The organism is Flavicella sp. (assembly GCF_029238425.1).
Taxonomy (GTDB): Bacteria; Bacteroidota; Bacteroidia; order Flavobacteriales; family Flavobacteriaceae; genus Flavicella.
Map to the genome: position 1 here is coordinate 1 of NZ_JAQWGB010000073.1, position 25,601 is coordinate 25,601.

The following is a 25,601-nucleotide window of genomic DNA, read 5'->3' on the forward strand; positions in this document are numbered from 1 at the left end:
GTAGATACGATAGTAGTTCCTACAAACTGTTTACCGTTTAGTTTTCCTTCTTTTTGCCATTTTTTCATTAAGAAATCTGTCATGACAACCATAGTCTGGTTACCATTCAATAATTTCATCTCTCCATTTAAATCTCTAACAGCAATACCAACACGATCACTATCTGGATCCGTTCCTATAACGATATCAGCAGCTACTTTATCCGCTAATTCTAAAGCCATTTTCAGCGCAGCTGGTTCTTCTGGGTTTGGAGATGCAACCGTAGGGAAGTTTCCATCTGGTTTGCTTTGTTCTTCAACAATATGCACATTTTTATAACCTGCTTTTTCCAATGTCTGTGGCATTGCAGTAATAGAGGTACCGTGTAGTGAAGTAAATACAATACTTAAATCATCACGATTGGTAAGTTCTAAACATCCGTTTTTGACTGAAGCATCTGTAAAGGCGTTGTCCACATCTTCACCAATGTATTCTAGTAAGTTTTGATTTGCATCAAATTTTATTTCAGAAAAATCTAAATTGTTCACCTCATTGATGATAGCACCATCATTTGGAGGTACAATTTGTCCACCATCGGTCCAGTATACTTTGTATCCGTTGTATTCTGGTGGATTGTGAGAAGCTGTCAAAACAATTCCTGCAGTACAGTTTAAATAATTAACTGCGAAAGAAAGTTCAGGAGTAGTACGCAATGCTTCAAATAAAAATACTTTAATTCCGTTGGCAGTTAAAACATCAGCAACAGTCTTGGCAAGTGTATCACTATTATGTCTACAGTCATAAGCAATCACAACACTAGCATCTTTGGCCTCATTCTTTTGCAAAATATAATTCGCAAGTCCTTGAGTAGCTTTACCTAAAGTGTATTTGTTAATTCGATTGGTTCCTGGTCCCATCAAACCTCTCATTCCTCCAGTTCCAAATTCAAGATTTTTATAAAAACTATCTGCCAATACATCCGTATCAGCGTCAATTAAGTTTTGAACTTCCTTTTGTGTTTCTTGATCAAAAGTTGATGTAAGCCATTTTTTAGCTTCTTCGATGATGTTTTGAGTGCTCATTAGATTTAATTTTTTTTTACAAATGTAATTTTTTATCCATGTTGGTTTTTATAGAACTGTTAAAATTTACTAAAACGGTTTCTTTTATATTTCTTTAGAAATTTGATAGTTCGCAATATTTTTTTTCGATCGTAATATAAGTTCACCAATAAAGCCGGCAAGGAATAATTGTGTTCCTAATACCATAGTGGTCAATGCAATATAAAACCATGGACTGTCGGTTACCAAAGGTGAAGGTTCATTATAGACAAATACACTCAGTAACTTACTTGTTCCGATATAAAAAGCGGCCATAAATCCTATCAAAAACATTAGAGTGCCTAAAAGGCCAAATAAATGCATCGGTCGTTTTCCAAATTTACTGACAAACCAAATGGTTAGCAAATCTAAAAAACCATTGACAAAACGTTCCATTCCAAATTTGGTTTCACCATATTTTCTAGCTTGGTGTTTTACCACCTGCTCACCAATTTTTATAAAACCTGCATTTTTAGCTAAAACGGGAATGTATCTGTGCATTTCTCCCTGTACATCAATCGATTTTACTACTTTTTTATCGTAGGCTTTGAGTCCGCAATTGAAATCATTCAGTTGAATTCCTGATGTTTTTCTTGCTGCCCAATTGAATAATTTTGAAGGTAGGTTTTTCTTTATTTTAGAGTCGTATCTCTTTTTTTTCCAACCACTAACGAGATCAAAATTTTCTGAGGTTATTTTTTTATACAGAGCTGGTATCTCATCTGGAGCATCTTGTAAGTCTGCATCCATGGTGATAATGACATCACCTTCTACTTGTTTGAACCCTGCATTTAATGCTTGGGATTTTCCAAAGTTTTTTGAAAAACGCAATCCTTTCACATGTGCATTTTCTTTTTGAAGGGCTTCAATAAGATTCCAAGAATTATCAGTACTTCCATCATCGATAAAAAGAATTTCATAGGTGTAAGAATTTTCGTTCATCACGCTTACAATCCAATCATGTAATTCTCTTAATGATTCTTCTTCATTTAGAAGTGGGATAACTAAGGATATCTGCATTTATGCTACTTGTTTAGATTCGTTAATTTTTATAAAAACCACTGTTGTGATTGCAGAAAATACAAATCCAAGAAATGCAGTAAATACAATTCCTATGGCAGGAGTAATAAAAGAGTTTGCTCCTTCTTCAAGTTTTTCAATTCTAGCATCAATTTGTTCCGTTGTTAAGTCGCTAGAGTTTTCCATTGCAGCTCTTTGAACTTCTCCGAGTTGACGAATAAAGTCGGGTTCTATGTATGTGGTGAAAATATAATTATATCCAGTAATCATCAAGGCTCCTACCACTGCAATTCCTATCCCAATCTTAAGACCTTCTCCAAAGCTCATGCTGTTGTTTTTAGCGAAGGTTCTAATTCCTAAAATGATGGCAATTAAAATAAATAGAATACTAATAATTCCAACAGCTTGGTTTTGTTCTAAATGTTTGTTTTGTGAGTAAAGAACTACACTCATTGCAATTGAAACTAGCCCAAGTAAAAAACCATATTTTAAGATGATACTTTTACTTATTTCTTTTGATGTCATATTCTGTTTTTTGATAATGACAAATATAATTATTTCCTTCGAAGTGGGTTTTGATTATTTGTTTTTGTTTAAGGAGTTTGCATAGATTTTTCTATTTGATTTCGGTTTTAGCATTGTATTTCTTTGATGTATATTTGCCACATTAAAATAAAATAGAAAATTATGGCTGTAGTACATAAATCAAAAATAGAATTTGAAATAGGACTTGATGAAAATAAGGTGCCTGAAAAAATAAATTGGAATGCAGAAGATGGGGGAGTAACAGCTGAAGAGTCGAAAGCGATTATGATGTCTATTTGGGATCCAATTAAAAAGGATACTTTGCGAATTGATCTATGGACAAAAGATATGCCTGTTGATGAAATGAAGCAATTTTTTCATCAAACTTTGGTCTCAATGAGTCATACTTTTGAAAGAGCTACCAATGATGAGAAAATGGGAGCGACTATGCGCGACTTCTGTGATTACTTTGAAGAAAAGTTAGAGTTGAAAAAGAAGTAAATCGTCAACTTATGATATAAAAAAAAAGGGTCGATTTTAATCGACCCTTTTTTTTATGATGTGATTGAAATTAATCTTGGAAATTAAATTCAATTCTATTATTTAATTCACTTGTTGCGATATCACCAGAGTTAGAATATTTAGGTTGTGTATCACCATATCCCTCAGAAGTCAATCGATCTTCGTTAATTCCACCGTCAACCAAGTATTTTAAAATAGCATTCGCTCTACGCTTAGATAAAAACAAACTATATTTTTCATTGTGTTTGTCATCTGTATGAGAAGCAATTTCAAATTTAGTTGCTGGATACTCTTGCATGATTTTTAAGATATCATCCAAGATGTCCATGGTTTGATTTGTAAGTGTGTTTTTCGTTCTTTCGAATTTGATTTTTTGAGATAAGGCTTCAATTCTCAAATACACACTTTTGTCAAAGTTTTTATTTGGACATCCTTTGTTTTCAACAGTTCCAGGGACATCTGGACATAAGTCATCAGCATCAGCAACACCGTCTCCATCTAAATCTTCAGTTGCTGGACATCCTTCGTTTTCTGCTAGTCCTTTAATTTTTGGACATCTGTCTTTATAATCAGGAACTTCATCTTTATCTGAGTCTAAAGAAACACCGTTAGAGTATACTTTTACTCCATATGGAGTGTCAGGCTCTTCGTCATATAAATCAATTACTCCATCCTTATCTGTATCTTGAATATTTGCTTCTACAGCTCCTTCAATTTCTGGACATCCTTTGTTCTCAACAGAACCAGCTTTGAAAGGACAATCGTCAACATGATCCGGTACGTCGTCATAATCAGAATCAACAGCAACACCATTTCCATAAACTCTCGCGTTTTCTGGAGTATTAGGCTCTTTGTCAAATTCATTCACAACACCATCTCCATCGTCATCAGCCCAATCAAATTCTTTAGCTGATTTTGGACAGCCTTCGTTTTCAACAGGTCCTGCTTTTAATGGACATTTGTCTTTATAGTCAGGTAATCCATCTCTATCGCTATCAATTGGAATACCATTTCCATACACTAAAGCCCCGGCAGGTGTGTTAGGATCTTTGTCAAATTGATCAATTACACCATCTTTATCTGTATCTTTTAATTCTAATGGTTTTGTAGGAGCAACGGCAACTTTTGCTTCTTCTTCCTTACAACCTTCTAAGTCTTTAGTTCCATTTACTAATGGACATTTATCTGCATAGTCAGGAATTCCATCACCATCCGTATCAACAGCAACTCCGTTACCATAAACTTTTGCACCACGTGGCGTATTTTTCTCTTGGTCAAATTGATCCATAACACCATCCTTATCAGAATCTTTCATTTCAACAGTTGGTTGATTTGAGGCAGCTCCATTTACGGCGATACCGGCACCTACGTTGATGTTTGATTTCTTTTCTTCAGGAGCACATCCGTTTAAGTCTGCTGTTCCAGAAATATTTGGGCAATTGTCTTCATGATCAGGGATTCCGTCGTTATCAGAATCAACAGCTACACCATTACCATAAACTTTAGCTCCTTGCGGCGTGTTTGGCTCTGCATCGAATTGATCCATTACACCATCTTGATCTGTATCTGTAAGATCGATAGTAGCTCCAGCTCCAGCAACTGAAGTGTCGTTTGTTGTTTTTGGGCAACCTGCATCTACGCTTGATCCTGGTTTTAGCGGACAAGCATCTTCGTGGTCCGGAGTTCCATCATTATCAGTATCCATTGATACCCCGTTACCATATACTTTAACTCCAAAAGGAGTATTTGGTTCTTTGTCAAATTCATTAGCAACACCATCTCCGTCACTATCCGGTGGTAATGGACAGCCTTCATTTTCTTTAGTCCCGTATTTCAATGGACAGGCATCTATATAATCTGGTATTGCATCACCATCTGTATCAACAGCTACACCATTCCCATAAACTCTAGCATCCAATGGAGTGTTCGGTTCTTTATCTAGAGAATCAATTACACCATCTCCGTCAGAGTCATTAATACTGATTTCACCAGCATTTGAAGCAATGGCTATATCTTCTGGACAACCCTCGTTTTCTTGAGTACCTTGTTTTAATGGACAATTATCATATAAATCAATTACTCCATCGTTATCTGTGTCAATGGCAACACCGTTACCATAAACTTTAGCTCCAACAGGAGTATTGTTATCAATATCCAAGGCATCCATCACCCCGTCTTGATCTGTGTCTTTAATTGTGAAATCTCCCGCTTCGTTTGCTTCGATACCTGTATAGTCAGTTGGGCAACCATTGTTATCTTCTGGGCCAAAGATCAAAGGGCATTCATCCATATAATCTGGAATTCCGTCTTTGTCTGTATCAATGGCAACACCATTTCCATAAACCATAGCTCCCATTGGAGTGTTTAGTTCTTTGTCTAAAATGTCAGCAACACCGTCACCATCTGAATCCTGAAAGTCACCTGCTACATTTGGCTGGATAACATTTAATGATTCTGTAGGGTTGATACCTTCTTCGTAAATTTCTTTTCCTCTTTCAGAGTCAGGTTGAATATAATTGATTTCAACTCTACGATTTCTTTTTCTTCCATCAGAAGTTTTATTGCTATGAGTTGGCTGAGCCATTCCAAAACCATCTGCATACAATCTAGATTCATTTACGCCTTTTTCTGCAAGGTATTTTTGAACACTACTTGCTCTTTTCTTAGAAAGATATAAGTTATAGCTTGGTTCTCCTGTATTGTCAGAATGCCCATCTATCGCAAACTGAGTGTTTGGATATTGCATCATAATATTCGCAATTTCATTTAAAATTGTATAAGAATCTCCAATGATTTGATCGCTATTGGTTTTAAAGTAAATGCTTTTCGCTAGTAAAAATATTCTGTTGGTAATGTCATCGGCAGCATTGTCTCTTGGACATCCTAAATTCTCTGCAACACCAATAACATCAGGACATACATCGTCAAAATCATACACACCATCACCGTCTCTATCTTCTGGACAACCATCATTTGCCTCGATACCTTTTAAGAATGGGCATTTATCTAAATGATCAGGAACTCCGTCCATATCACTGTCAATTGCTATACCACTACCATAAACCATAGCTTCGCTTGGTGTGTCTGGTTCTTTATCAACTTCATCAATTACTCCATCCTCATCGGTGTCAACTACCTGAAACCTTTCATCTCCAATATCTTCATTATTTGCCCATAAAGCATGTCTTTTTTCTTTACCAAACTTATAAACGATTCCTAAATGAGTAGATAAATAAGTCTCGTAATTATTTTTAGATGATATCGCAGCATCAAAGTTATCCGCATAAACCAAATTCATGCTTGGTCTTAAAGCAATATCAAATCTTTTGTTGATTCTGTATTTTAAATCTAAACCAGCATCAAAAAATAATGAACTTGCGTCATCATAAGATAAAATCTCAGTGTTCGATTCATCGTATAATTTTGTAGAATAGTAATTGGTACCAAGTCCGGCAATTAAAGACCAGCTCCAGTGTTTACTATTTAACTTCCATAAGTTATTAAAATTAAGAATACCATTTACTTCAAATCCAAACCTAGAACCATCCATTGTCAATAGCTGATTTCCGTATAGAGTTTCATCTATTCCTTTGATGGCATGATTTCCTGTAAAACCTGTACCAGCAGCACCAAGACCATTATAGTCAAGTTTTAGTTCCATACCTAAAACTGGATTGAACATTTTGTCTCCATAGATATAGAAGCCAATATTTGAACTACCGTTGTCTCCAAAAGAACTAAGATCACCTGAAGTTTTTAAACTGCTCAAACCGAGTCCTAAAGACCAAGTGTTGTAAGAGTCTTTGACCTCTTTTGCGCGTTCTTTTGTATGTGAGTCTTCTTTTTCTTTTTGTGCAAAAGTGGCATTACTGATGCAAATGAAAACCAAGAGTAGTAAGGTTTTTTTTCTTAAAGACATGCTTAATTTTATTAGGTTGTTTTTTTTGAAATTTTTAACAAAAATAATTATTTATTTTTATTCGTAATATGAATCCTTTAAATAAAAACGAGTTAATGAACTCTTTATTATATCTAGGGTTTTTTATTGTGTAACGGTATTAAAATCTAACTTTAAAGCTATTTTAGATATTGGACTGTTGTCTTTGCAGTCTTTTATGTTTTGCTCTAAAGAATCCATTGTAAAAGGAGGTTGGTTTTCATCATAAATATCAAACAAGGGCAGCAGCACAAACTTTCGATCTATCGCTCTTGGATGAGGAAGCTGTAAATCCTTTGAATTTCTTTTTTCGTTATGAAATAAAATAATGTCAACATCAATACTTCTGTTTTCATAATCAGTCCCCATTTTTTCTTTTCGCCCAAGAGATTTTTCTAAGGCTAATAGTTGATTTAGAAGGTTTTCAGGATTTAAAGAAGTTTTTATTTTGATACAAATGTTGTAGAAATCTTCTCCCTTGAAGCCCCAGGCTGGAGTCTCATAGATTCCAGAAACACTAAGTACTGTTGCAATAGAACTGTCTATTGCTTTTACTGCATTTTCTAGATTTTTAAATTTGTCATTCAAGTTGCTTCCCAATGATAAATAGGAAGTGTAAAATTGGCTCATAAAATGTTTTCAATTAATGAATATATTATAAAGCTGCAGGGTAGAAGTATTCTATATTTTACTGATACAAAGAAACGAAAGAATTTAGAATAGTTTATATTTGTTTTTAAAAAATTAAAAAATGAATTTTCTTAAAAATATTTTATCCTCTGCCGTAGGAGTGCTTTTAGCATTCTTTTGGTTGATTTTACTTGTAGTGCTTGTAGGTGTTTTTGTTGGGAGTGATGATACTTATGAAGTTAAAAACAATAGTGTACTTAAACTTCAATTGAATGTTCCTGTAAAAGATTATGCTCCTGTGGAAGTTGATCCTTTCTCTCAATTGCTAGGATTGCCACCACAACAACTTGGACTTAATGAAATTATATCAGCTATTGATCGTTCTAAAGATGATGATAGAATTAAAGCTATCAGTATTGAAGGTTCCTTAAATGCAGGGGTTTCTCAGTTAAATGCATTAAGGAATGCTGTTATAGAATTTAAACAATCGGGGAAACCGGTATATGCTTACGCAGATACATATGGACAGAAAGAATATTTTTTTAGTTCTGTGGCAGATTCTGTTTTTGTAAGTCCTGTTGGTCAAGTAGACTTAAAAGGTCTTTCAGCGGAATTGCTGTTCTTTAAAGATTTTCAAGATAAGTATGGGGTGAAAATGGAAGTGATTCGTCATGGTAAATATAAGAGTGCCGTAGAGCCTTTTATAGCTAATAAGATGAGTGAGTCCAATAGAACTCAAATGAAAGAGTTATTGAATTCTTTATGGTTTGACATGGTAGATGCAATTTCAATGTCAAGGGATATACCAGTGGAGAAAATTAATAAAATTGCGGATGCGTTATTGGGGCGTACAGCAGATATCTCTAAAGAGAATTTATTGGTAGATGGTATTATTTATCAAGATGAGTATAAAGAAAAATTAAAGAATAATCTTGGGTTGTCAAAGTATAAAACTACGAGTTTAATGGATTACATTCAATCTAATATGGTTTTTGATTTTGATCAAGCGAATGAAAATCCGAAAATAGCGGTGATTTATGCGCAAGGTGATATAATTTACGGACAGGGTGATGAGGAAAAAATAGGGCAGAAAATGATGGTGAAAGCCATTAATAGAGCCGCAAATAAAGAGTCGGTAAAGGCAATTGTGTTGAGGGTGAATTCTCCAGGAGGAAGCGCATTGGCGTCTGATTTAATTTGGAGAGCTTTAGAAAAAGCAAAGCAAAAGAAGCCTTTGGTTGTTTCTATGGGAAATTATGCTGCTTCTGGTGGGTATTATATTTCATGTAACGCAGATAGAATATTTGCAGAATCTACCACCATTACTGGATCTATTGGTGTTTTTGGGATCATGCCAAATGCAAGTGAATTTACTTCAAGAATAGGAATTCATTCTGAACGTGTAAGTACAAATAAAAGCCCAAATTATAGTCCGTTTTCTGAGTTAGATCCCGAGTTCTATGAGGTCACAAAAGAAGGAGTAGATACTGTATATAAAACCTTTGTTTCTAAGGTTGCTGAAGGGAGAGGAATGACCTATGAGGAGGTACATGCGTTAGCTCAAGGTAGAGTTTGGTCGGGTAAACAAGCGGAACAAAATGGTTTAATTGATGCTATTGGTGGATTGGATAGGGCGATTTTATCGGCTGCTTCTTTAGCGGAAGTGGATACTTATAAAATTGAGAATTATCCAGATTATGAAAAAGATATTAGAGAGTCTTTTAGAAATATGCCTTTTATGAATTTGAAAGAAAATTTATTGAAAGAATGGGTGGGAGAATCAAATTTTACTTTGTTCCAACAATTAAACAAATTAAAAGGAAAAGAAGGGGTTCAAATGGCAATGCCTTATGTTTTGGATATAAAATAATTTGAATGAAGTTCTCAATTGACTTAAATTGTGATTTAGGAGAATCTTATCTTACTAGAAAAATTGGAGATGACGCTGCCATTATTCCTTATATAAGTTCTTGTAATATTGCGTGCGGGTTACATGGAGGTGATCCCTTAACAATTCAGAATGCTATTGATTTAGCATTAAAAAACGATGTTAATATTGGAGCTCATCCATCGTTTCCGGATTTAGAAAATTTTGGAAGAAAATATATGAAATTGTCCGAAGAAGAGCTCAAAGCTTGCCTTCGCGTTCAGATTGGTATGCTAAAACAGATGACTGAATTAAGAGGAGGTGAGTTAAGACATATAAAGCCTCATGGAGCCTTGTATAATGCTGCAGCGGAAGATAAAGAGCTAAGTTGTATTATTATTGAAGTCATCAATGAGTTTGATTCTGATTTGTTGCTGTTAGGGTTGGCAGGTTCTAAAATGGAGACTGTTTCTAAAGAAATGGGGTTGAAGTTTGTGCCAGAATTGTTTGCTGATAGAGGCTATACGGATAAGGGGAAGTTGGTTTCTAGGCAACAACCAAATGCGGTTATTGAAAATCCGGATGAGGTTTCAAAACGTTGCGTGAAAATGGTGCAAGAAAAAACTGTACTTTCAAATCAAAATACGGATTTAATTGTAGAAGGTAAAAGTATTTGTGTTCATGGAGATACTCCAAATGCTCTCGGTTTGGTCCAGTCAATTCATAAAGCTTTCGAGTTAGAACAGATAGAATTAAAGGGGTTTTAATGAGTTTTTTATTGAAAGAATTTGGAGATTCTGCTGTTTTGCTGACTTTTGGAGATCATATCTCCAAAGAAGTTCATTTGCAAATAGTAAGCTTTGTTCAAGAGTTTAAGAAACTTGAGGTAATAGGTGTGGTTGCTGTTATTCCGGCCTATACGACTATTACAATTCAGTATGATTTTCTTCAAATTAGTTATCATGAACTCGAAGATCTTTTGTTTTCAATAGATTATTCATTAAAAGAAGAAACCCACAAAAATATCATTGAGATTCCTGTTTGTTATCATGATGATTTTGCTTTGGATATAAAGCATTTAATGGAGTATACAGGTCTTACCAAACGAGAAATAGTTGCATTGCATACTTCAGGTGATTATTTGGTTTATATGCTTGGATTTACTCCTGGGTTCTTTTATCTGGGAGGGTTGGATTCTAGACTTTTTTGTCCCAGGAAAGAGGGGCCAAGAGTTAAGATAGATAGAGGTTCTGTTGGAATCGCAGGAAGTCAAACGGGTGTTTATTCAGTAGATAGTCCTGGTGGTTGGCAACTCCTAGGTAAAACTCCATTTAATTTGTTTGATGCAACGAGTGATAAGGTGTTTCCCATAAAACAGGGAGATTATATTCGCTTCAGGGAGATTTCGTTGGAAGAATTTAATGCCTATAAGAAATGATTGAAATTATCAAGCCTGGTTTTTATACTTTGATTCAAGATATTGGACGAAATGAATATCAGGAATATGGAATGCCTGTATCTGGTGTTATGGATAGGGACTCTTATCGTTTGGCAAATTATTTGGTTGAAAATACATCTGGTGAAGCCGTTTTGGAAATTACCATGACGGGTCCAGAAATTCTTTTTTTGGAGGAAACAGAAATTGGAATCACAGGAGCTGATATGTCACCTATGATAAATGAAGTTCCGCTTGAGATGTATACAACTATTTTAGTCTCTAAAGGTGATGTTTTGTCTTTTGGTAAATTAAAAAATGGTTTTAGATCTTACCTCTCTGTTAATGGTGGTTTTGAAGTGGATAAGAAGATGAACAGTAGATCCACGTATACCTATGCTAGTGTTGGTGGTTTTTATGGTAGAGCGCTAAAAATAGGGGATGTAATTCCTGTTGGAGCAAGAGGGTCAGTACAATTAAAAAAAGTACCGGAAATACTTTTTGTTAAACCTTTTTCTACAACTTCCGTTCGTGTCATCAAAGGTCCAGAATTTGAAGTTTTAAAGTTGGGTGAAGACTCTTGTTTTTTTTCAACAGAATATCGTATTGGAAATAATAGTAACAGAATGGGATATCGTTTAAAAGGGCAGTCAATAGCTCATGATGCCAAAGAAATGTTGTCTACGGGAATTGTGAATGGTGCGATACAATTACCATCAGAAGGAATGCCTATTGTGCTGTTGGCAGATGCTCAAACTACGGGTGGGTATCCTCGAATCGCGAATGTAATTCAATCAGATTTACCATTATTAGCTCAGTTAAAACCTGGGGATAAGCTAAGGTTTAGAAAAGTTACTTTAGAAGAAGGGCAATCGAACTATTTTAATAAAGAAAAACAATTTAATGGGTTGTTAGGATTGTCTAAGAAATAAAAAAAGGAGATTGAATTTCAATCTCCTTTTTTTATTTGCAAACTTGAAGCAATTATACTTCAAGCAAAGAATTCGTTTTCTTAACAGCTGCTGCGCTACTTGCTAATTTTTCTTTTTCAGCATCGGTCAATTCAATTTCAACGATTTTTTCAATTCCGTTTTTTCCTAGAACTACAGGTACACCAATACATAGGTCGTTTAATCCGTATTCACCTTCAAGGTAGGTAGAACATGGGAATATTTTTTTCGTATCACAAGCAATCGCTTGAACCATTGCAGAAACTGCTGCACCTGGAGCATACCAAGCTGAGGTTCCAAGCATCCCTGTTAATGTTGCTCCACCTACCATAGTAGCTTTGGCAACTTCTTCAAGTTTTTCTTCAGAAATAAAAGCACTTGCTGGAACTGAATTTCTTGTTGCTAGTCTAGTTAAAGGAATCATCCCTGTATCACTGTGACCACCAATTACCATTCCGTCAATATCTGAAGCAGGAGCTCCTAAGGCTTCGCTTAATCTGTATTTAAATCTAGCGCTATCCAAGGCACCTCCCATACCAATAATTTGATTTTTTGGTAATCCTGTCGCTTTGTGCGCCAAATAAGTCATGGTATCCATTGGATTACTTACCACAATGATAATAGCATTTGGAGAATGTTTGATGATGTTTTCAGAAACAGTTTTTACAATACCTGCGTTGATTCCGATTAGTTCTTCTCTTGTCATTCCTGGTTTACGGGGAATTCCACTTGTAATTACTGCAATCGAGCTACCTGCTGTTTTTGCGTAATCATTTGTACTACCCGTAATTTTTGTGTCAAAACCATTTAAAGAAGCTGTTTGCATAAGGTCCATTGCTTTTCCTTCAGCATAATTTTCTTTAATATCTACAATAACTACTTCACTTGCAAAATTTTTAATAGCAATGTACTCAGCGCAACTTGCACCTACCGCACCTGCTCCAACAACAGTAACTTTCATTTTTTATGTTTTAATATTAATATTCTATTCTTTCGTCTGTCGTAAATTTAGTAATTAAAGATGAAATAATCTTGATTTTTTGAATAGAATTTTTGAGTTTTTTCGAAATCGAAATAGTTCTGTGTCTATTGTTTTTGTTGAGGTTTTGTGTTTTTTTAATCCAATGATAATTGTCAGTACATGCAAAATTGTTTTCGAGTATTTTTGTGTGTTGGATTCATCCGAAACTATGGTGATTGAAAAGTACTTGTAGGATTTCTTGAAAAAAAACACAGTCATAAAATATAACTGTGTTTTTTATTATAATTGCAAAGAATTGATCAATTATGCATCAATATTTGCATATTTAGAGTTTCTTTCAATAAAATCCCTACGAGGTGGTACTTCATCTCCCATTAACATAGAAAACACTCTATCTGCTTCTACATCGTTGTCAATAACCACTTGTCTTAAGGTTCTGAATTCAGGATTCATTGTAGTGTCCCATAATTGTTCGGCGTTCATCTCTCCCAAACCTTTATATCTCTGAATCGTAGCACTTCCACCCATTTTTTGAACAATCAAATCACGTTGGTCATCATCCCATGCATATTCTCTTTTTTGCCCTTTTTTAACAAGATATAATGGAGGTGTAGCGATATAAACATAGCCTTGCTCAACCATTTCTCTCATGAATCTAAAGAAGAATGTTAAGATCAGTGTTGCAATGTGACTACCATCGACATCGGCATCACACATAATAACTACTTTATGGTATCTAAGCTTGCTCAAGTTTAAGGCTTTGCTATCTTCTTCTGTTCCGATAGTAACTCCTAATGCTGTAAACATGTTTTTGATTTCTTCATTTTCAAAAACTTTGTGAACCATTGCTTTTTCAACGTTCAAAATTTTTCCACGTAATGGTAAAATAGCTTGGAAGTTTCTGTCTCGTCCTTGTTTTGCAGTTCCACCGGCAGAATCTCCCTCAACTAAGAATATTTCACATTGTTCTGGATCAGTTTCTGAACAGTCAGATAATTTACCAGGCAAACCACCAATCGACATCACTGTTTTACGTTGCACCATTTCTCTGGCTTTACGTGCAGCATGGCGTGCTTGAGCAGCTAATATTACTTTTTGAATAATAGTTTTTGCATCATTCGGGTTTTCCTCTAGGTAGTCTGTAAGCATTTCAGACACGGCTTGAGATACAGCAGCTGAAACTTCTCTGTTCCCTAATTTTGTTTTTGTCTGTCCTTCAAATTGAGGCTCAGCAACTTTTACAGAAATAATTGCAGTCAATCCTTCACGGAAATCATCTCCTGCAATATCAAACTTTAGATTTTTTAATAAACCTGAATTGTCAGCATATTTCTTTAAGGTTCCGGTTAGTCCTCTACGGAAACCAGATAAGTGTGTCCCTCCTTCGTGAGTGTTGATGTTATTTACATACGAATGTAAATTTTCAGCATATGAGGTATTGTAAACCATGGCAACTTCAACAGGAATCCCGTTTTTTTCGCCTTCCATAGAAATGACACCAGCTGTAAGTTGTTCTCTAGTACTGTCTAAATAACCAACAAATTCGCTTAGTCCTTCTGTACTGTGGAATGTTTCTTTGACATCGTTCCCTTCATCATCTTGATGACGTTTGTCTGTAAGATGAATTGTGATTCCTTTATTAAGGTAAGATAGTTCTCTTAAACGAGCTGCTAAAGTGTCGTAATTGTATTCTGTAGTTTGTTGAAAGATAGATTTATCTGGAGTAAAAGTAACTTCCGTTCCTCTTTTTTCAGTATCACCAATTAGTTTTACGGGGTAGGATGCTTTTCCTTTTTCGTATTCTTGTTCATAAATTTGTCCATTTCTAAAAACAGTAGCTTTCAAGTGGTCTGATAATGCATTTACACAGGAAACACCAACACCGTGCAATCCACCAGATACTTTATATGAATCTTTATCAAATTTACCTCCGGCTCCAATTTTAGTCATTACAACTTCAAGTGCTGATACTCCTTCTTTTTTGTGCATGTCCACAGGAATACCACGTCCATCATCTCGAACAGTAATCGAGTTGTCTTCGTTGATGTAAACATCAATATTGTTACAGTGACCAGCTAAAGCTTCATCAATTGAGTTGTCGATTACCTCATATACTAAATGGTGTAAACCCCTAACTCCTACATCTCCGATATACATCGAAGGACGCATTCTAACGTGTTCCATTCCTTCAAGGGCTTGGATACTATCCGCTGAATACTGTTGTTTTTTTTCAATATCGCTCATTATATATAATATGTTAGTTGTAATTTTATTTATATCGATTTAAAAATCGAGCCAAACAAATATAACGAATTAGTCCACTTTAAAAAGAGTTATGTTTAAAACTTTGAAAAATGTTGATAACTATGAAAGTCTCTTAAATCATCTAAAAACACCTTTATATTAAAAGATGTGTTTTTTTTATCTGTTTTGAAAATAGGGAAATGAGAAAATGCATTAGAGTTTAAATTTTGAAGCTGATTTTGGCATAGAAAAAGAATATTTGGGTAGTTTTGTAATACGAAATCGTTTGAAAATGTACCCTGCCAATTAATTGTTTTAGTTTGTGATGTAAATCATGTTTTGGGGGATTTGTGCAGATTAATTTTGGTCAATAATTAAGAATAGATTTAGATTATGAGAAATTTAAAAAAAGGATTTGAAAGATGGTTGGTTTTAACCGTTTTATTGAGTTCTATAGTTGTTTCAGCACAGAAAAAAGAAGAATTCAAACCTATTATAAAATGGAATCTATCGGGACAAATTTGGTTGCGTTATTCTGATCTAAACGATGGTTCTGAAATAAATGGAGAACAAACAACTAGTTATACAGATGTTTCAATCAGAAGGTTGAGGATTCCTATCTCATCTCAAGTTACGCCAAAGATATTTTTGTATTCGATTATAGGCGGGAATAATTACAATATGAAGAATACCGAAATGAAAATCGGGATATTGGATTTATATGCAGAGTATTCTTTTGCGAAATATCTAGAAGTTGGTATTGGTAAATCGGGTTGGCAAGGATTGAATCGTTGGAATATTCGATCAAGTAGTACTTTGATGGGGTTAGATTCTCCTTTGTTTACCTTAAATACTGTTGAGAAAAATGACGATTTAGGTCGTCAATACGGAGTTTGGTTCAAAGGACAGGCTGCCAGATTCGATTATAGGTTGACTTTTAATAAACCAGATTTGGTTGCTACTGCCCCTAGTGGATCTATTGATTTTGCGAACAATAGACCGCGTTTGAAGACCTCAGCCTATGTGAAATATCAATTTTTTGAGCATGAATCAAATAAGTCGGCTTATCAGGTTGGTACTTATATGCAGAATAAAAAAGTATTTAATATTGGAGCGGGTTTCCAATACCAAGAAAAAGCTATGAGCAATGGGAATGCATCAGATGAAAATACTGAGTTCTATGACATGGAACATTGGGCTGTAGATTCTTTTTTAAACTTACCAATGGCAAATAAAGATGCTATTACTGCTTATTTAGGTTACTATTATTATGGTTTCGGTAAAGGGTATTTGAGAAATGTCGGCGCAAATAATATCACAAGTGGAGGGGATGTTTTTACCGGGTCAGGGGTTGCTTTTCCAATGATCGGAACGGGAGGTTCAATTTATATGCAATTTGGTTATGCATTTGAAAAAACAAAAATACTAGGTGAGGAAATGATTATTCAACCTAATATCTCAATTCAACATTCTGACTGGGATGCTTTAGAGCAGAATATGACAGTTTATGACTTCAATGTGAATTTTATGATAAACGGAAAGCATTCTAACAAGATTAGTTTAGGATATCAATTACGTCCGATCTTTGATGCAACTACATTGAAACAAAAAGATGCTAAAGGAATGGCTGTTTTGCAATATCAAATAGCATTGAAGTAAGAGGAATATAGTTTATGTATAAAAAAACAAACCCTGATAAATTCTTGTCAGGGTTTGTTTTTGTTTTGAATCAATAGATAAGGTTGTTTTTGAGTCTCGCTGATAAAACACCTAGTTCTAGTAGACTGTTGTTTATTCTTTTATGATTTGAATATTGTAAACTTTATTGTTTGTTGAGATTCTTAAGACATATTGTCCGCTTGAATGTGAGCTTAAGTCAACAGAGTTGGAGTTCTTGTTTTCAAATAAGAAACGTCCATTTACGTCGTAAACTTCTATTTGATCAATATCATCCAATGTAATATTAAAAACACCTTCAGATGGGTTTGGGTATACTGCTAGTTTAGTTGCAGGGTCTACTTTGTCGAATCCAAGAGAACCAGAGGTAACGAGTAGTTCGCTATTATAACTATAATGACCCGTAGTGTTGTCAAAAGGTAAAAGACTGCTCACCGTGTCTGAGTTGGTGTCGTATTTGAATAATCCGCCTAAGTTATTTGCACCACCATCGTTTAGTACACCATAAACTATTTGGTTGTAGATTGATAGGTTTGGTCCAGGTGTAGAGCCAACAGAGTTATTGTCTATGCTAGCTTGATTTGTGAAAGTAGGTGTGCCTGCGGAAATGTCCATTTTAGAGACAGCGTAATTAGAGCTACCATCATTATGAATAGCATATAAAAAATCTCCATCTTTTTGAATCCCACTGAAGACTTCGCTTGAGGCTGTGTTTTCTAGAGTGGTAAATGTACTTGAGTTTAAATCAAAAGAAAAAGTAGTTCCAGTTCCGTTGCTACCACCTGCTTTGTTTAGTCCATACACAACGCTGTTGTCAATTATTATTGCAGTTGGGTCGTTTCCTTCTGCGCTGGTGTTGAACGTGTGCAATGTAGTGTAGGTGTCTGTTGACAGGTCAATGCTCCATAGGTGTTGGCGACTTGATCCGTAAAGCATGTTGTTGTCTTGGATAATATTAGAAAATACTACAGTGTTTCCAATATCATTTAAGTCGGAGACTGGAGCAATGGGAATTAGGCTTCCTGTTAGTTTTCCTGTAGCGACATTTAATTCGCTTAAGGCGTATATTGAATTGTTGTTGCTGATAGCTCCCTGAGTTAATTCTACAAGAATATAAGTTTTGTTGTTGTAGTATATTGGTTTATGAAATGTTCTTTCAATACTGGTTTGATCATCCAGACTTACGTTGTTGGAAATTGTATTGTTAGCTGTGTTGAGTGAGTTTATGGTTCCGAATTGTTGCCCTCCGGTGTAAGACATAAAGTCTAGGTTTTGGGTGTTAGGGTTTAGTACTAAGCCGCTTTGCGGTGATTTACCGTCGATGTATCCAAGTTGTGCCTCTACAGTTGTAGTTCCACTTGCAATGTCGTATACCCATATTGTGCCTCCTCTGTTAGATCCTCCAATTTCAGCAATACCATATATTTTCGCACCAACTAATACGGGAGAAGCTTGAACTTTAAGTCCTTCATTTTCATCATCGAATACGTGAATTACAGAATAGAATCCGATTGAGCTGTACTTGTATAGTAAATAGTCGTTATTTGTACCTGTATAAGCGATACCGTATGCATCACCGTTTAAGCCGTTGATAAGTGCAGAGCTTGGTTGTTCACCTAACGCACTACCTTGAAAATTGTGGACATTTGACATAGATTGATTTCCAAAGTTATACTTGGCAATACTGCCTTTGTTATTGTTTATTCCTCCTTCGCTGAAAGTTGTAAACCAACTACTTTGACCAGTTATGAATGCTGGTTCCCAAGATTGTCTTCCGGTTTGTGGGCTTCCAGAGCCTAAGTAGTAGTTGCTTACTCCGTCGCCAGGTGAGTTAAGGTTTAGTTCTACAATTGCATCACCTTTAGAAATAAACAAACTGCTATTGTATTTCATAAGCCCTCTGATGTTGTTGTTTGCTGTTAGGTTACTTACAAATAGAGTAGTGTAAGTAGAAGTTGAAGTGTTGTAAGAAAAATAAACCTCACCGTCTTCTCCGTTCCCTCTTCCACCACCTCCATAGAGTATGCTTCCATCAGCATATAGGTTACAAGAAGGGTTTCCTCCGTCAGTGGTTCCGTTGAATGAATGAAGAACAGAATAAGTATCTGTGACAGGATCAATCGAAAATATAGTACCAAACCCATAAGCTCCACCGCTTAACGCTACTCCATAAAGTAAGCTACCTATTTTATGTAATTTACCGAAAGGGTAACGTCCAGATTCTGCGTTTGTAAGGTCAAAATCACGAATCAAATGTGTTGTTTGGTTGGTTAAATCATATCGGAAAATAATTCCTGTTCCTTCGGTTTGAGTTATGTTTCGGAATCCATCTTTAGCAACTATGTATAAAGAGTTATTCGTGGATTCGTGGTGTACACCGCTATAGGCTGTTAGTAATTGACTGTTTGAATCGACACCTGTTTCACCTGTTCCTATTAATCCAGACATAGAGGCTGCTTGGTAGTTGCTGTTATTAGCGTCAACCTGAAGAATGGTACCGCTGTTATTTGTTCCGCCATTTGATAAAGGAACAGATATTATTTGGCTAAAAACCGATAAGGTTACTAAGCAAGAAATAATTATTAGAGTAGTTTTTTTCATAGTATTAGGTTTTTGTTAATAAGGATTTGTGTGACTTTATTTTTAGGTTCAAAGCATAGTGTTGATGTCTTTATTGTTTAATTGTCTCCACTAAAATGCTGTTAGAAGTCTCAGAAACTCTGTTGTCTACTTTGGACTCTAATCTGTAGTAGTAAATCTTAAGCCCCTCTAAACCTGTGACTGTGTGTGACGAACCAGAAACATTAATTCCATCATATCCTGGAATGTAAACTGGAGGGTCGGATGTAAAGTTGTTTTTAGAGACGTATAGCGTGTAATCGGTTACACCTGCTACTGCATTCCAGTTTGCTTGAAATCCTGATTGAGTGATATTGGTTCCCGTGGTTGCTACAGGTGCATCAGGTAAGGTAATTACACTAATGGTATTGGAGTATCCAGACGGATTTTGATTTAGGTTTGTGGCTCTAACTCTGTAAAAATATTGGGTGTTTGAGTTTAGTTGAGTTACAGAAGTAGATGCGCCCAAATTTGATTGTATCAAAGGGTTTGCAAAAGTTGATTCAGTTGCTGTTTGAAGTTCGTATTCAGTGGCATTTGTTGCGCTATTCCAATTTGCGAAAAATGTTGAGTTTGTTATGTCTGTTGCTTCGGTTGCAGTTGGAGTTTCTGTTTCTGGGTTTGAATCTTCTTTGCTGCATCCTATTGATATAGTGAGTGCTAAAAGGTAAATAATATTTTTCATGTGATATGTTTTCTTAAATGTAAGAATTTTTTTTAATAAAATACATGAAAAATTTAGACTGGTTAATGAGCTTAGTTTTAAGGTTGTTTACCTGTGTTGTTCAGTGTAAGAATACACCATGTGGTATCGGTGTGTTTGCGGATTTTAAAGTAATAAAATAAACACTTCCAACTCCGCTAAAACTTTCGTAATTTTGCAAGCTTAAAAGTTTGATTTATAAACTAAATAAAAAGACATGAGTAAAATAATGACAGTCGACATATTGTCGAGTATTAAAGGAGCAAAGCCGTCCGAATCGGTGAATCAATTATTTGATGTGATTAGAAATGCACATCCGACAAATAATAATGCTGCTAATAATGTCAATATTAATGCGGTGTCAGTGAGTGATTTGAGAGAGGATGTTGTTGTGGAAAGTGGCGAGATCGAAAGAGAAATCATCAAAGAAAACTTCCCGAATGAAAAGGATGGTTATTTAGTTGTTTCAAAAGTTATTGAAGATTAAGATGAACTCTCAGATAAAAGAAATACACCAGCAATTGGTGTCTAAACAGATAACTTGTACTGCTTTGGTGCAAGAAAAATTAGACTTATTAAAGCAAAACACACACAATACCGTAAATTCTTTGTTGGAAGATTCAGCATTGGAAGCAGCGGCAAAAGTGGATGCAAAAATAGCGAATGGTGAAGAAATAGGTTTGTTGGAAGGAATTCCATTTGGAATCAAAGATGTGTATATGGTTCAAGGAACCTATACAACTGCAAGTTCGGATTTATTAAAAAAATATAAATCTGCTTATACGGCTACTGCGATTCAGAAATTGTTAGATGCCGGAGCTATTCCTTTGGTAAAAGAAAACTGTGATAGTTTTGGTCATGGATCTTCTTCTGAAAACACGATTTTTGGAGCTGTAAAGAATGCCGTAGATGAAACATTGGTTTCAGGTGGTTCGAGCGGAGGATCTGCTGTAAACGTAGCAAAAGATTATACCGTATTTTCTATTGGAGGAGATACTGGTGGGTCAATACGTCAACCTGCAGGATACAATAATATTTATGGATTGAAACCAACTTATGGTAGAATTTCTAGATATGGAATTATGGCTTACGCTTCTTCTACAGATTGCGTTGGACCATTAGCAAAATCTATTGAAGATATTAGAATTGTGTTGAATGTAATGAGTGGTAAAGATGGAAAAGATCAAACTACGTATGCATCTGATGAAATTTTAGAAAACGCAATAACTTCAGTTGACGGAGTGAAAACGGTAGGGTATTTCAAAAACTTTATTGAAAGTGAAGCGATAGACCCAACAGTAAAAGCTGATTTTTTAGCTGCGATAGAGAAAATCAAAGCAAAAGGAATTGAGGTGAAAGAATTGGATTTCTTCAAGTCAGATACATTGGTGTCTACCTATTATACCTTAGCGATGGCAGAAACAGCATCTAACTTATCTAGGTTAGATGGTACCAATTATGGAAATAGAATAGAAGATAAAAACTTAAAAGAAACCTATGCAGTGACGCGTTCAGAGAATTTTTCTGAAGAAACAAAACGCAGAGTTGTAGGAGGAAATCAAGTATTGTCTCAAGGGTTTTCTGATGCTATTTATTTGAAAGGATTGGCATTGAGAGATCAGATTTCTGAGAATTTTGAAAAGGATTTTGAGGAAGTTGATATTATTTTGTCACCAGTAACACCTGCTGCCCCTCCAGTAATTGGAGATAGTTTAAAGGATCCTTTAGCGATGTATTTGTCTGATGAGTATACGGTAGGGTTTAGTTTGGGGCAACTTCCAACATTGACAGTACCACAAGGTACCGTTACAGGTTTGCAAATTACTGCAGCAAAAAGAAATGAAGAACAAGTATTGAAGTTTGCTAACTTCTTAAAAGATACATTATAATGGAATTAGAGCAATTAAACTCGGCTATTGAAGCCCACGATTTAGAATTGGTAATCGGATTAGAAACACATGTTCGATTGAATACCAAAACGAAGTTGTTTTGTTCTTGTCCAAATCAAGAAATTGAAACACCAAATGAAAATATTTGTTCTGTTTGTACTGGACAAATGGGAGTGTTGCCAGCAGTAAATAAAGAAGCGATTTCGAAAGCTGTTTATTTTGGTAAGGCAGTAAACTCTACTTTTTCTAATGAGGTCATTTCATGGGATCGTAAACATTACGAATATCCAGATAACCCAAAAAATATTCAAATTACACAATTTCACAATCCAGTAATTCCTGATGGACAAGTTTCTTGTTATAGAAATGATGGGTCTCAGTTTACTGTGGAATTGACGCAAGTGCATATTGAGGAGGATGCTGCGAAATTAATGCATGAGAAAAAAGTCTCATTGGTTGATTTTAACAAAGCAGGGGTTCCTTTGATTGAGATTGTTACAGAACCTTGTGTTCGTAATATAGAAGATGCTTCAACTTATGCACAATATATTCAACGTATCGTTCAGAACTTAAAAATATCTGAAGCGAATCTTGAAAAAGGAGAATTTAAGTCAGATGTTTCTGTTTCCTTAAGAAAAAAGGGAAGTAATGACATGAATCCAAGAACTGAAATCAAAAACTTGAACTCGTTTAAGTTTATGGTGGATTCTTTGAAAGAAGAAGTTGAGAAGCAATTGAACTATTATACAGAGCATAAAGAATTTCGTCCAGAACAAACGACGGTTTTATGGGATGCTGAATTGAAGCAAACCAAAACAATGCGTAAAAAAGAATTTGAAGCGGATTACCGTTTTATTTCTGAGCCAGATTTGCCTTTTGTTTCTATAAAAGATGTGGTAGATAGTATTACAGTAGATGCCAATGTATTGCCATATGCTGTAGAATCTATTTTAATTGAAGGTGGTGTATTGCCTCAAGACGCAAAGTTTTTTACGGCTGATTCTTTGCGTTCAGATGTTTTTGTTGCGATCAATACGGTATTAAATGACCCATCTTTTGTTGCAAAAACATTGTCAAATAATATAAAACCTGAAGAATATACTAAGATAGCAAATTTAGCCGACTTGGTTGAAATCTTCAGTATGTTCAAAGAGAATAAAGTAACGGTTGTATTGGTTCAAAATGGAATCAAATCGTTGTTGGCCGATTCGAGTTTTGACTACAAAAAATATTTTGCTGACAATACGATTTCGGAAGATCAGATAAAAGAGGCTATCGAAAAAGTGATCTCTGAAAACGAGGCTGTAGCAAATGATATCAAAGGTGGGAATCAAGGAAAAGCAGGAATCCTTGTTGGAAAGGTAATTGCCATTATCGGAAAAGGAGCTTCGGGAAAAGTAATTCGTCAAGGTATTTTGGATGCTTTGTCTGGAGTACAAAGTACAAAGTCAGAAGTACAAAGTTCAGTTGAGGGGAAAGAACTTAAGACTGAGGACTCAGAACTTAAGACTGTCGAAGAACTTCCAGAAATTCCTTTGGTAATTAAAGATGAGTACAGAACACATAAAACTTCTGATTTATCGGAAGAAACGATTGGTGATGAGGTTACTTTGGCGGGTTGGGTTTCTAGTGTTCGTGATCATGGTGAGTTGATGTTTATTGATTTACGTGATTCGAGTAATGAGATCATGCAAGTTCGTTTGAGTAGAGAAACTTTTGCGAATTTAGACGACTTGGTGAAATTGAAACCGGAATCTGTGATTACGGTTACAGGTAAGGTTGTATTGCGTAAAGAAGAAGATTTCAATGCAGGACTACGTTCAGGAAAAATTGAGTTGGAAACTGCTGAGTTAGAAATTTTAAATTTATCTAGAACACTTCCCTTTGAAATCAAAAGAGCAGCACGTTCTAACGAAGCAGTGCGTTTTGAATACAAGTTCTTAGATCATAGAAATGATGATGTTAGAAGAGCGGTTGTTAATCGTCATAGAGTGATCAAATTGATGCGTGATATTTTAGATGAACAAGAGTTCTTAGAAATTGAAACACCAATTTTAACAGCAGGTACAGATGAAGGAGCAAGAGAGTTTATTGTTCCGACAAGAAAGCAAGCAGGTTCTTTTTATACCTTGCCACAAGCGCCACAACAGTTCAAGCAAATGTTGATGGTTGGTGGGTTTGAAAAGTATTTCCAGATTGCACGTTGTTTCCGTGATGAGGATTCTCGTGGAGACCGTCAGCCTGAGTTTACACAATTAGATATTGAAATGGCCTATGCAAGTATGCAGCAGATCATTGATTTGAATACAAATATGTTCAATGACATCGTCAAAAAAATCTATGGTAAAAAATGGATTTTGAAACCTTTTGAGGTGATTACTTACAAAGATGCTATGGATAAGTATGGTTGTGATCGACCAGATTTACGTTTCGGATTGCAAATGCAAGATATTACAGAGATTGTAAAAAATACTACTTTCCAAGTGTTTAGCAAGCCAATTGAAGACGGCGGTATCGTAAAATGTATCAAGGTTTCTGCAGAAGAGCAGGGAAGTAAGCGTATGTCTAAAGGTCAGATTGAAAAATTGACTGCCATTGCGCAAAATCATGGTTTAGGAGGGTTGGCTTATATCATCGTAAATGAAAATGATTTACAGTCTCCAATTATCAAATTCCTAGGTGAAGAAATTGCATCAGGAATTATTGCAGCAACAGAAGCTAAAGTAGGAGATATTGTATTCTTCTCGGCGGCTGATTACGATACAGCAAATAAAGCTTTAGATGCAGTTCGTCAAGAATTAGGAGCGATGTTACGTTTGATCAATCCAAAGGAATTAAGACCTGCATGGGTTGTAGATTTCCCGATGTTTGAAAAAACTGACGAGGGACGTTGGACCTTTACCCACAATCCATTCTCTATGCCAGCTATGTATGATTTAGACAAGCATATGAATGGTAAAGAGGAAGAGATTGGAAGTATTATTGCACAGCAATACGATCTGATTTTGAATGGATATGAAATAGGAGGAGGATCTGTTCGTGCTCACAAACCTGAAATTTTAGAAGCAACTTATAAAAATATGGGTTATGATAAAGAAGGGATGCTAAAGAGTGTTGGAACTATGTATGAAGCTTTTCATTACGGAGCACCACCACATGGAGGTATTGCTTGGGGAGTAGATCGTTTGATGATGATTTTAGAGAAAAAAGCATCAATACGTGAGGTCATGGCTTTCCCTAAAACAGGTTCAAGTGAAGATTTATTATTTGGAAGTCCATCTCCTTTATCTGATAAAAAAGTAGAAGAGATGAATGTGAAGATTATGAGGAAATAATTCTCAATATTTTAAAAAGCCGGTTTTTAAACCGGCTTTTTTTTTGGGAACATATTTTTATCTTTGAGGTTTAATAAATTAAAAAAAAATGTTACATTTGTTGCTCAATAATACAAGATGATAAATAATACAAATAATACGTGGTGGTGGAACTCTCTTAATCAATAAGTGAGAAGAATCCTACGTT

Annotated in this window: 18 protein-coding genes; 9 read left to right on the forward strand and 9 right to left on the reverse strand. The window is 35.3% G+C overall.

The features are described 5' to 3' along the window. The 3 genes from P8H68_RS05040 to P8H68_RS05050 all read right to left on the reverse strand — a co-directional run. Positions 1–1,061, reverse strand: a 1,061-nt coding sequence (locus tag P8H68_RS05040; protein WP_300322291.1) for a phospho-sugar mutase, incomplete at its 3' end; no start/stop codon positions are given. 84 nt (positions 1,062–1,145) lie between these two features. Continuing rightward, positions 1,146–2,099, reverse strand: coding sequence for a glycosyltransferase family 2 protein (locus P8H68_RS05045; protein ID WP_300322292.1), 954 nt, complete (start codon positions 2,097–2,099; stop codon positions 1,146–1,148). Next, positions 2,100–2,624 carry a DUF4199 domain-containing protein gene (locus P8H68_RS05050; RefSeq protein ID WP_300322293.1) on the reverse strand — a complete coding sequence of 175 codons (525 nt, stop codon included), beginning with the start codon at positions 2,622–2,624 and terminating at the stop codon, positions 2,100–2,102. It lies immediately after the preceding gene. A 162-nt stretch (positions 2,625–2,786) separates the two neighbouring features. On the opposite strand from P8H68_RS05050, the gene gldC reads away from it, so the two are divergent. Next, positions 2,787–3,125 carry a gliding motility protein GldC gene (gene gldC, locus P8H68_RS05055; protein ID WP_300322294.1) on the forward strand — a complete coding sequence of 113 codons (339 nt, stop codon included), beginning with the start codon at positions 2,787–2,789 and terminating at the stop codon, positions 3,123–3,125. Between the two features lie 70 nt (positions 3,126–3,195). On the opposite strand, the gene P8H68_RS05060 is transcribed toward gldC, so the two are convergent. Together P8H68_RS05060 and folK are read right to left on the reverse strand one after the other, a co-directional pair. Beyond that, positions 3,196–7,065 (reverse strand): OmpA family protein, encoded by a 3,870-nt coding sequence (locus P8H68_RS05060; protein WP_300322295.1) that lies wholly within the window; start codon positions 7,063–7,065, stop codon positions 3,196–3,198. A 123-nt stretch (positions 7,066–7,188) separates the two neighbouring features. Further along, positions 7,189–7,713 carry a 2-amino-4-hydroxy-6-hydroxymethyldihydropteridine diphosphokinase gene (folK, locus tag P8H68_RS05065; protein WP_300322296.1) on the reverse strand — a complete coding sequence of 175 codons (525 nt, stop codon included), beginning with the start codon at positions 7,711–7,713 and terminating at the stop codon, positions 7,189–7,191. Positions 7,714–7,834: 121 nt separating this feature from the next. On the opposite strand from folK, the gene sppA reads away from it, so the two are divergent. The 4 genes from sppA to P8H68_RS05085 are packed head-to-tail and all read left to right on the forward strand — an operon-like array spanning position 7,835 to position 11,947. Next, entirely contained in the window at positions 7,835–9,583 is a 1,749-nt protein-coding gene (gene sppA, locus P8H68_RS05070; protein ID WP_300322297.1) for a signal peptide peptidase SppA, read from the forward strand. Between the two features lie 5 nt (positions 9,584–9,588). Continuing rightward, positions 9,589–10,347, forward strand: a complete 759-nt coding sequence (locus P8H68_RS05075; protein WP_300322298.1) for a 5-oxoprolinase subunit PxpA — start codon at positions 9,589–9,591, stop codon at positions 10,345–10,347. Further along, positions 10,347–11,018 carry a 5-oxoprolinase subunit PxpB gene (pxpB, locus tag P8H68_RS05080; RefSeq protein WP_300322299.1) on the forward strand — a complete coding sequence of 224 codons (672 nt, stop codon included), beginning with the start codon at positions 10,347–10,349 and terminating at the stop codon, positions 11,016–11,018. The genes P8H68_RS05075 and pxpB overlap by 1 nt, the downstream gene beginning before the upstream one ends. Beyond that, on the forward strand, positions 11,015–11,947 hold the full coding sequence (locus P8H68_RS05085; RefSeq protein ID WP_300322300.1) for a biotin-dependent carboxyltransferase family protein: 933 nt from the start codon (positions 11,015–11,017) through the stop codon (positions 11,945–11,947). Before pxpB ends, P8H68_RS05085 begins: the two co-directional genes overlap by 4 nt. 52 nt (positions 11,948–11,999) lie before the next feature. Here P8H68_RS05085 and mdh read toward each other — a convergent pair whose 3' ends face one another. Continuing rightward, the gene (mdh, locus tag P8H68_RS05090; protein WP_300322301.1) at positions 12,000–12,926 is read right to left on the reverse strand and encodes a malate dehydrogenase; all 927 of its coding nucleotides are present in this window, start codon (positions 12,924–12,926) and stop codon (positions 12,000–12,002) included. Positions 12,927–13,250: 324 nt separating this feature from the next. Continuing rightward, positions 13,251–15,191 (reverse strand): DNA topoisomerase (ATP-hydrolyzing) subunit B, encoded by a 1,941-nt coding sequence (gene gyrB, locus P8H68_RS05095; protein WP_300322302.1) that lies wholly within the window; start codon positions 15,189–15,191, stop codon positions 13,251–13,253. Positions 15,192–15,584: 393 nt separating this feature from the next. Between gyrB and P8H68_RS05100 the strand changes: the two genes are divergently transcribed. Then, positions 15,585–16,850, forward strand: a complete 1,266-nt coding sequence (locus P8H68_RS05100) for a porin (protein ID WP_300322303.1) — start codon at positions 15,585–15,587, stop codon at positions 16,848–16,850. A 132-nt stretch (positions 16,851–16,982) separates the two neighbouring features. Here P8H68_RS05100 and P8H68_RS05105 read toward each other — a convergent pair whose 3' ends face one another. Together P8H68_RS05105 and P8H68_RS05110 are read right to left on the reverse strand one after the other, a co-directional pair. Next, on the reverse strand, positions 16,983–19,469 hold the full coding sequence (locus tag P8H68_RS05105; protein WP_300322304.1) for a choice-of-anchor tandem repeat GloVer-containing protein: 2,487 nt from the start codon (positions 19,467–19,469) through the stop codon (positions 16,983–16,985). Between the two features lie 70 nt (positions 19,470–19,539). Then, on the reverse strand, positions 19,540–20,172 hold the full coding sequence (locus P8H68_RS05110; RefSeq protein ID WP_300322305.1) for a hypothetical protein: 633 nt from the start codon (positions 20,170–20,172) through the stop codon (positions 19,540–19,542). Between the two features lie 235 nt (positions 20,173–20,407). Here P8H68_RS05110 and P8H68_RS05115 point away from each other — a divergent pair, with 235 nt between their 5' ends. The 3 genes from P8H68_RS05115 to gatB/aspS are packed head-to-tail and all read left to right on the forward strand — an operon-like array spanning position 20,408 to position 25,414. Further along, positions 20,408–20,677, forward strand: coding sequence for a hypothetical protein (locus P8H68_RS05115; protein WP_300322306.1), 270 nt, complete (start codon positions 20,408–20,410; stop codon positions 20,675–20,677). A 1-nt stretch (position 20,678) separates the two neighbouring features. After that, entirely contained in the window at positions 20,679–22,079 is a 1,401-nt protein-coding gene (locus P8H68_RS05120) for an amidase family protein (RefSeq protein WP_300322358.1), read from the forward strand. After that, entirely contained in the window at positions 22,079–25,414 is a 3,336-nt protein-coding gene (gene gatB/aspS, locus P8H68_RS05125; RefSeq protein ID WP_300322307.1) for a bifunctional amidotransferase subunit GatB/aspartate--tRNA ligase AspS, read from the forward strand. Before P8H68_RS05120 ends, gatB/aspS begins: the two co-directional genes overlap by 1 nt. Positions 25,415–25,601 lie beyond the last annotated feature (187 nt).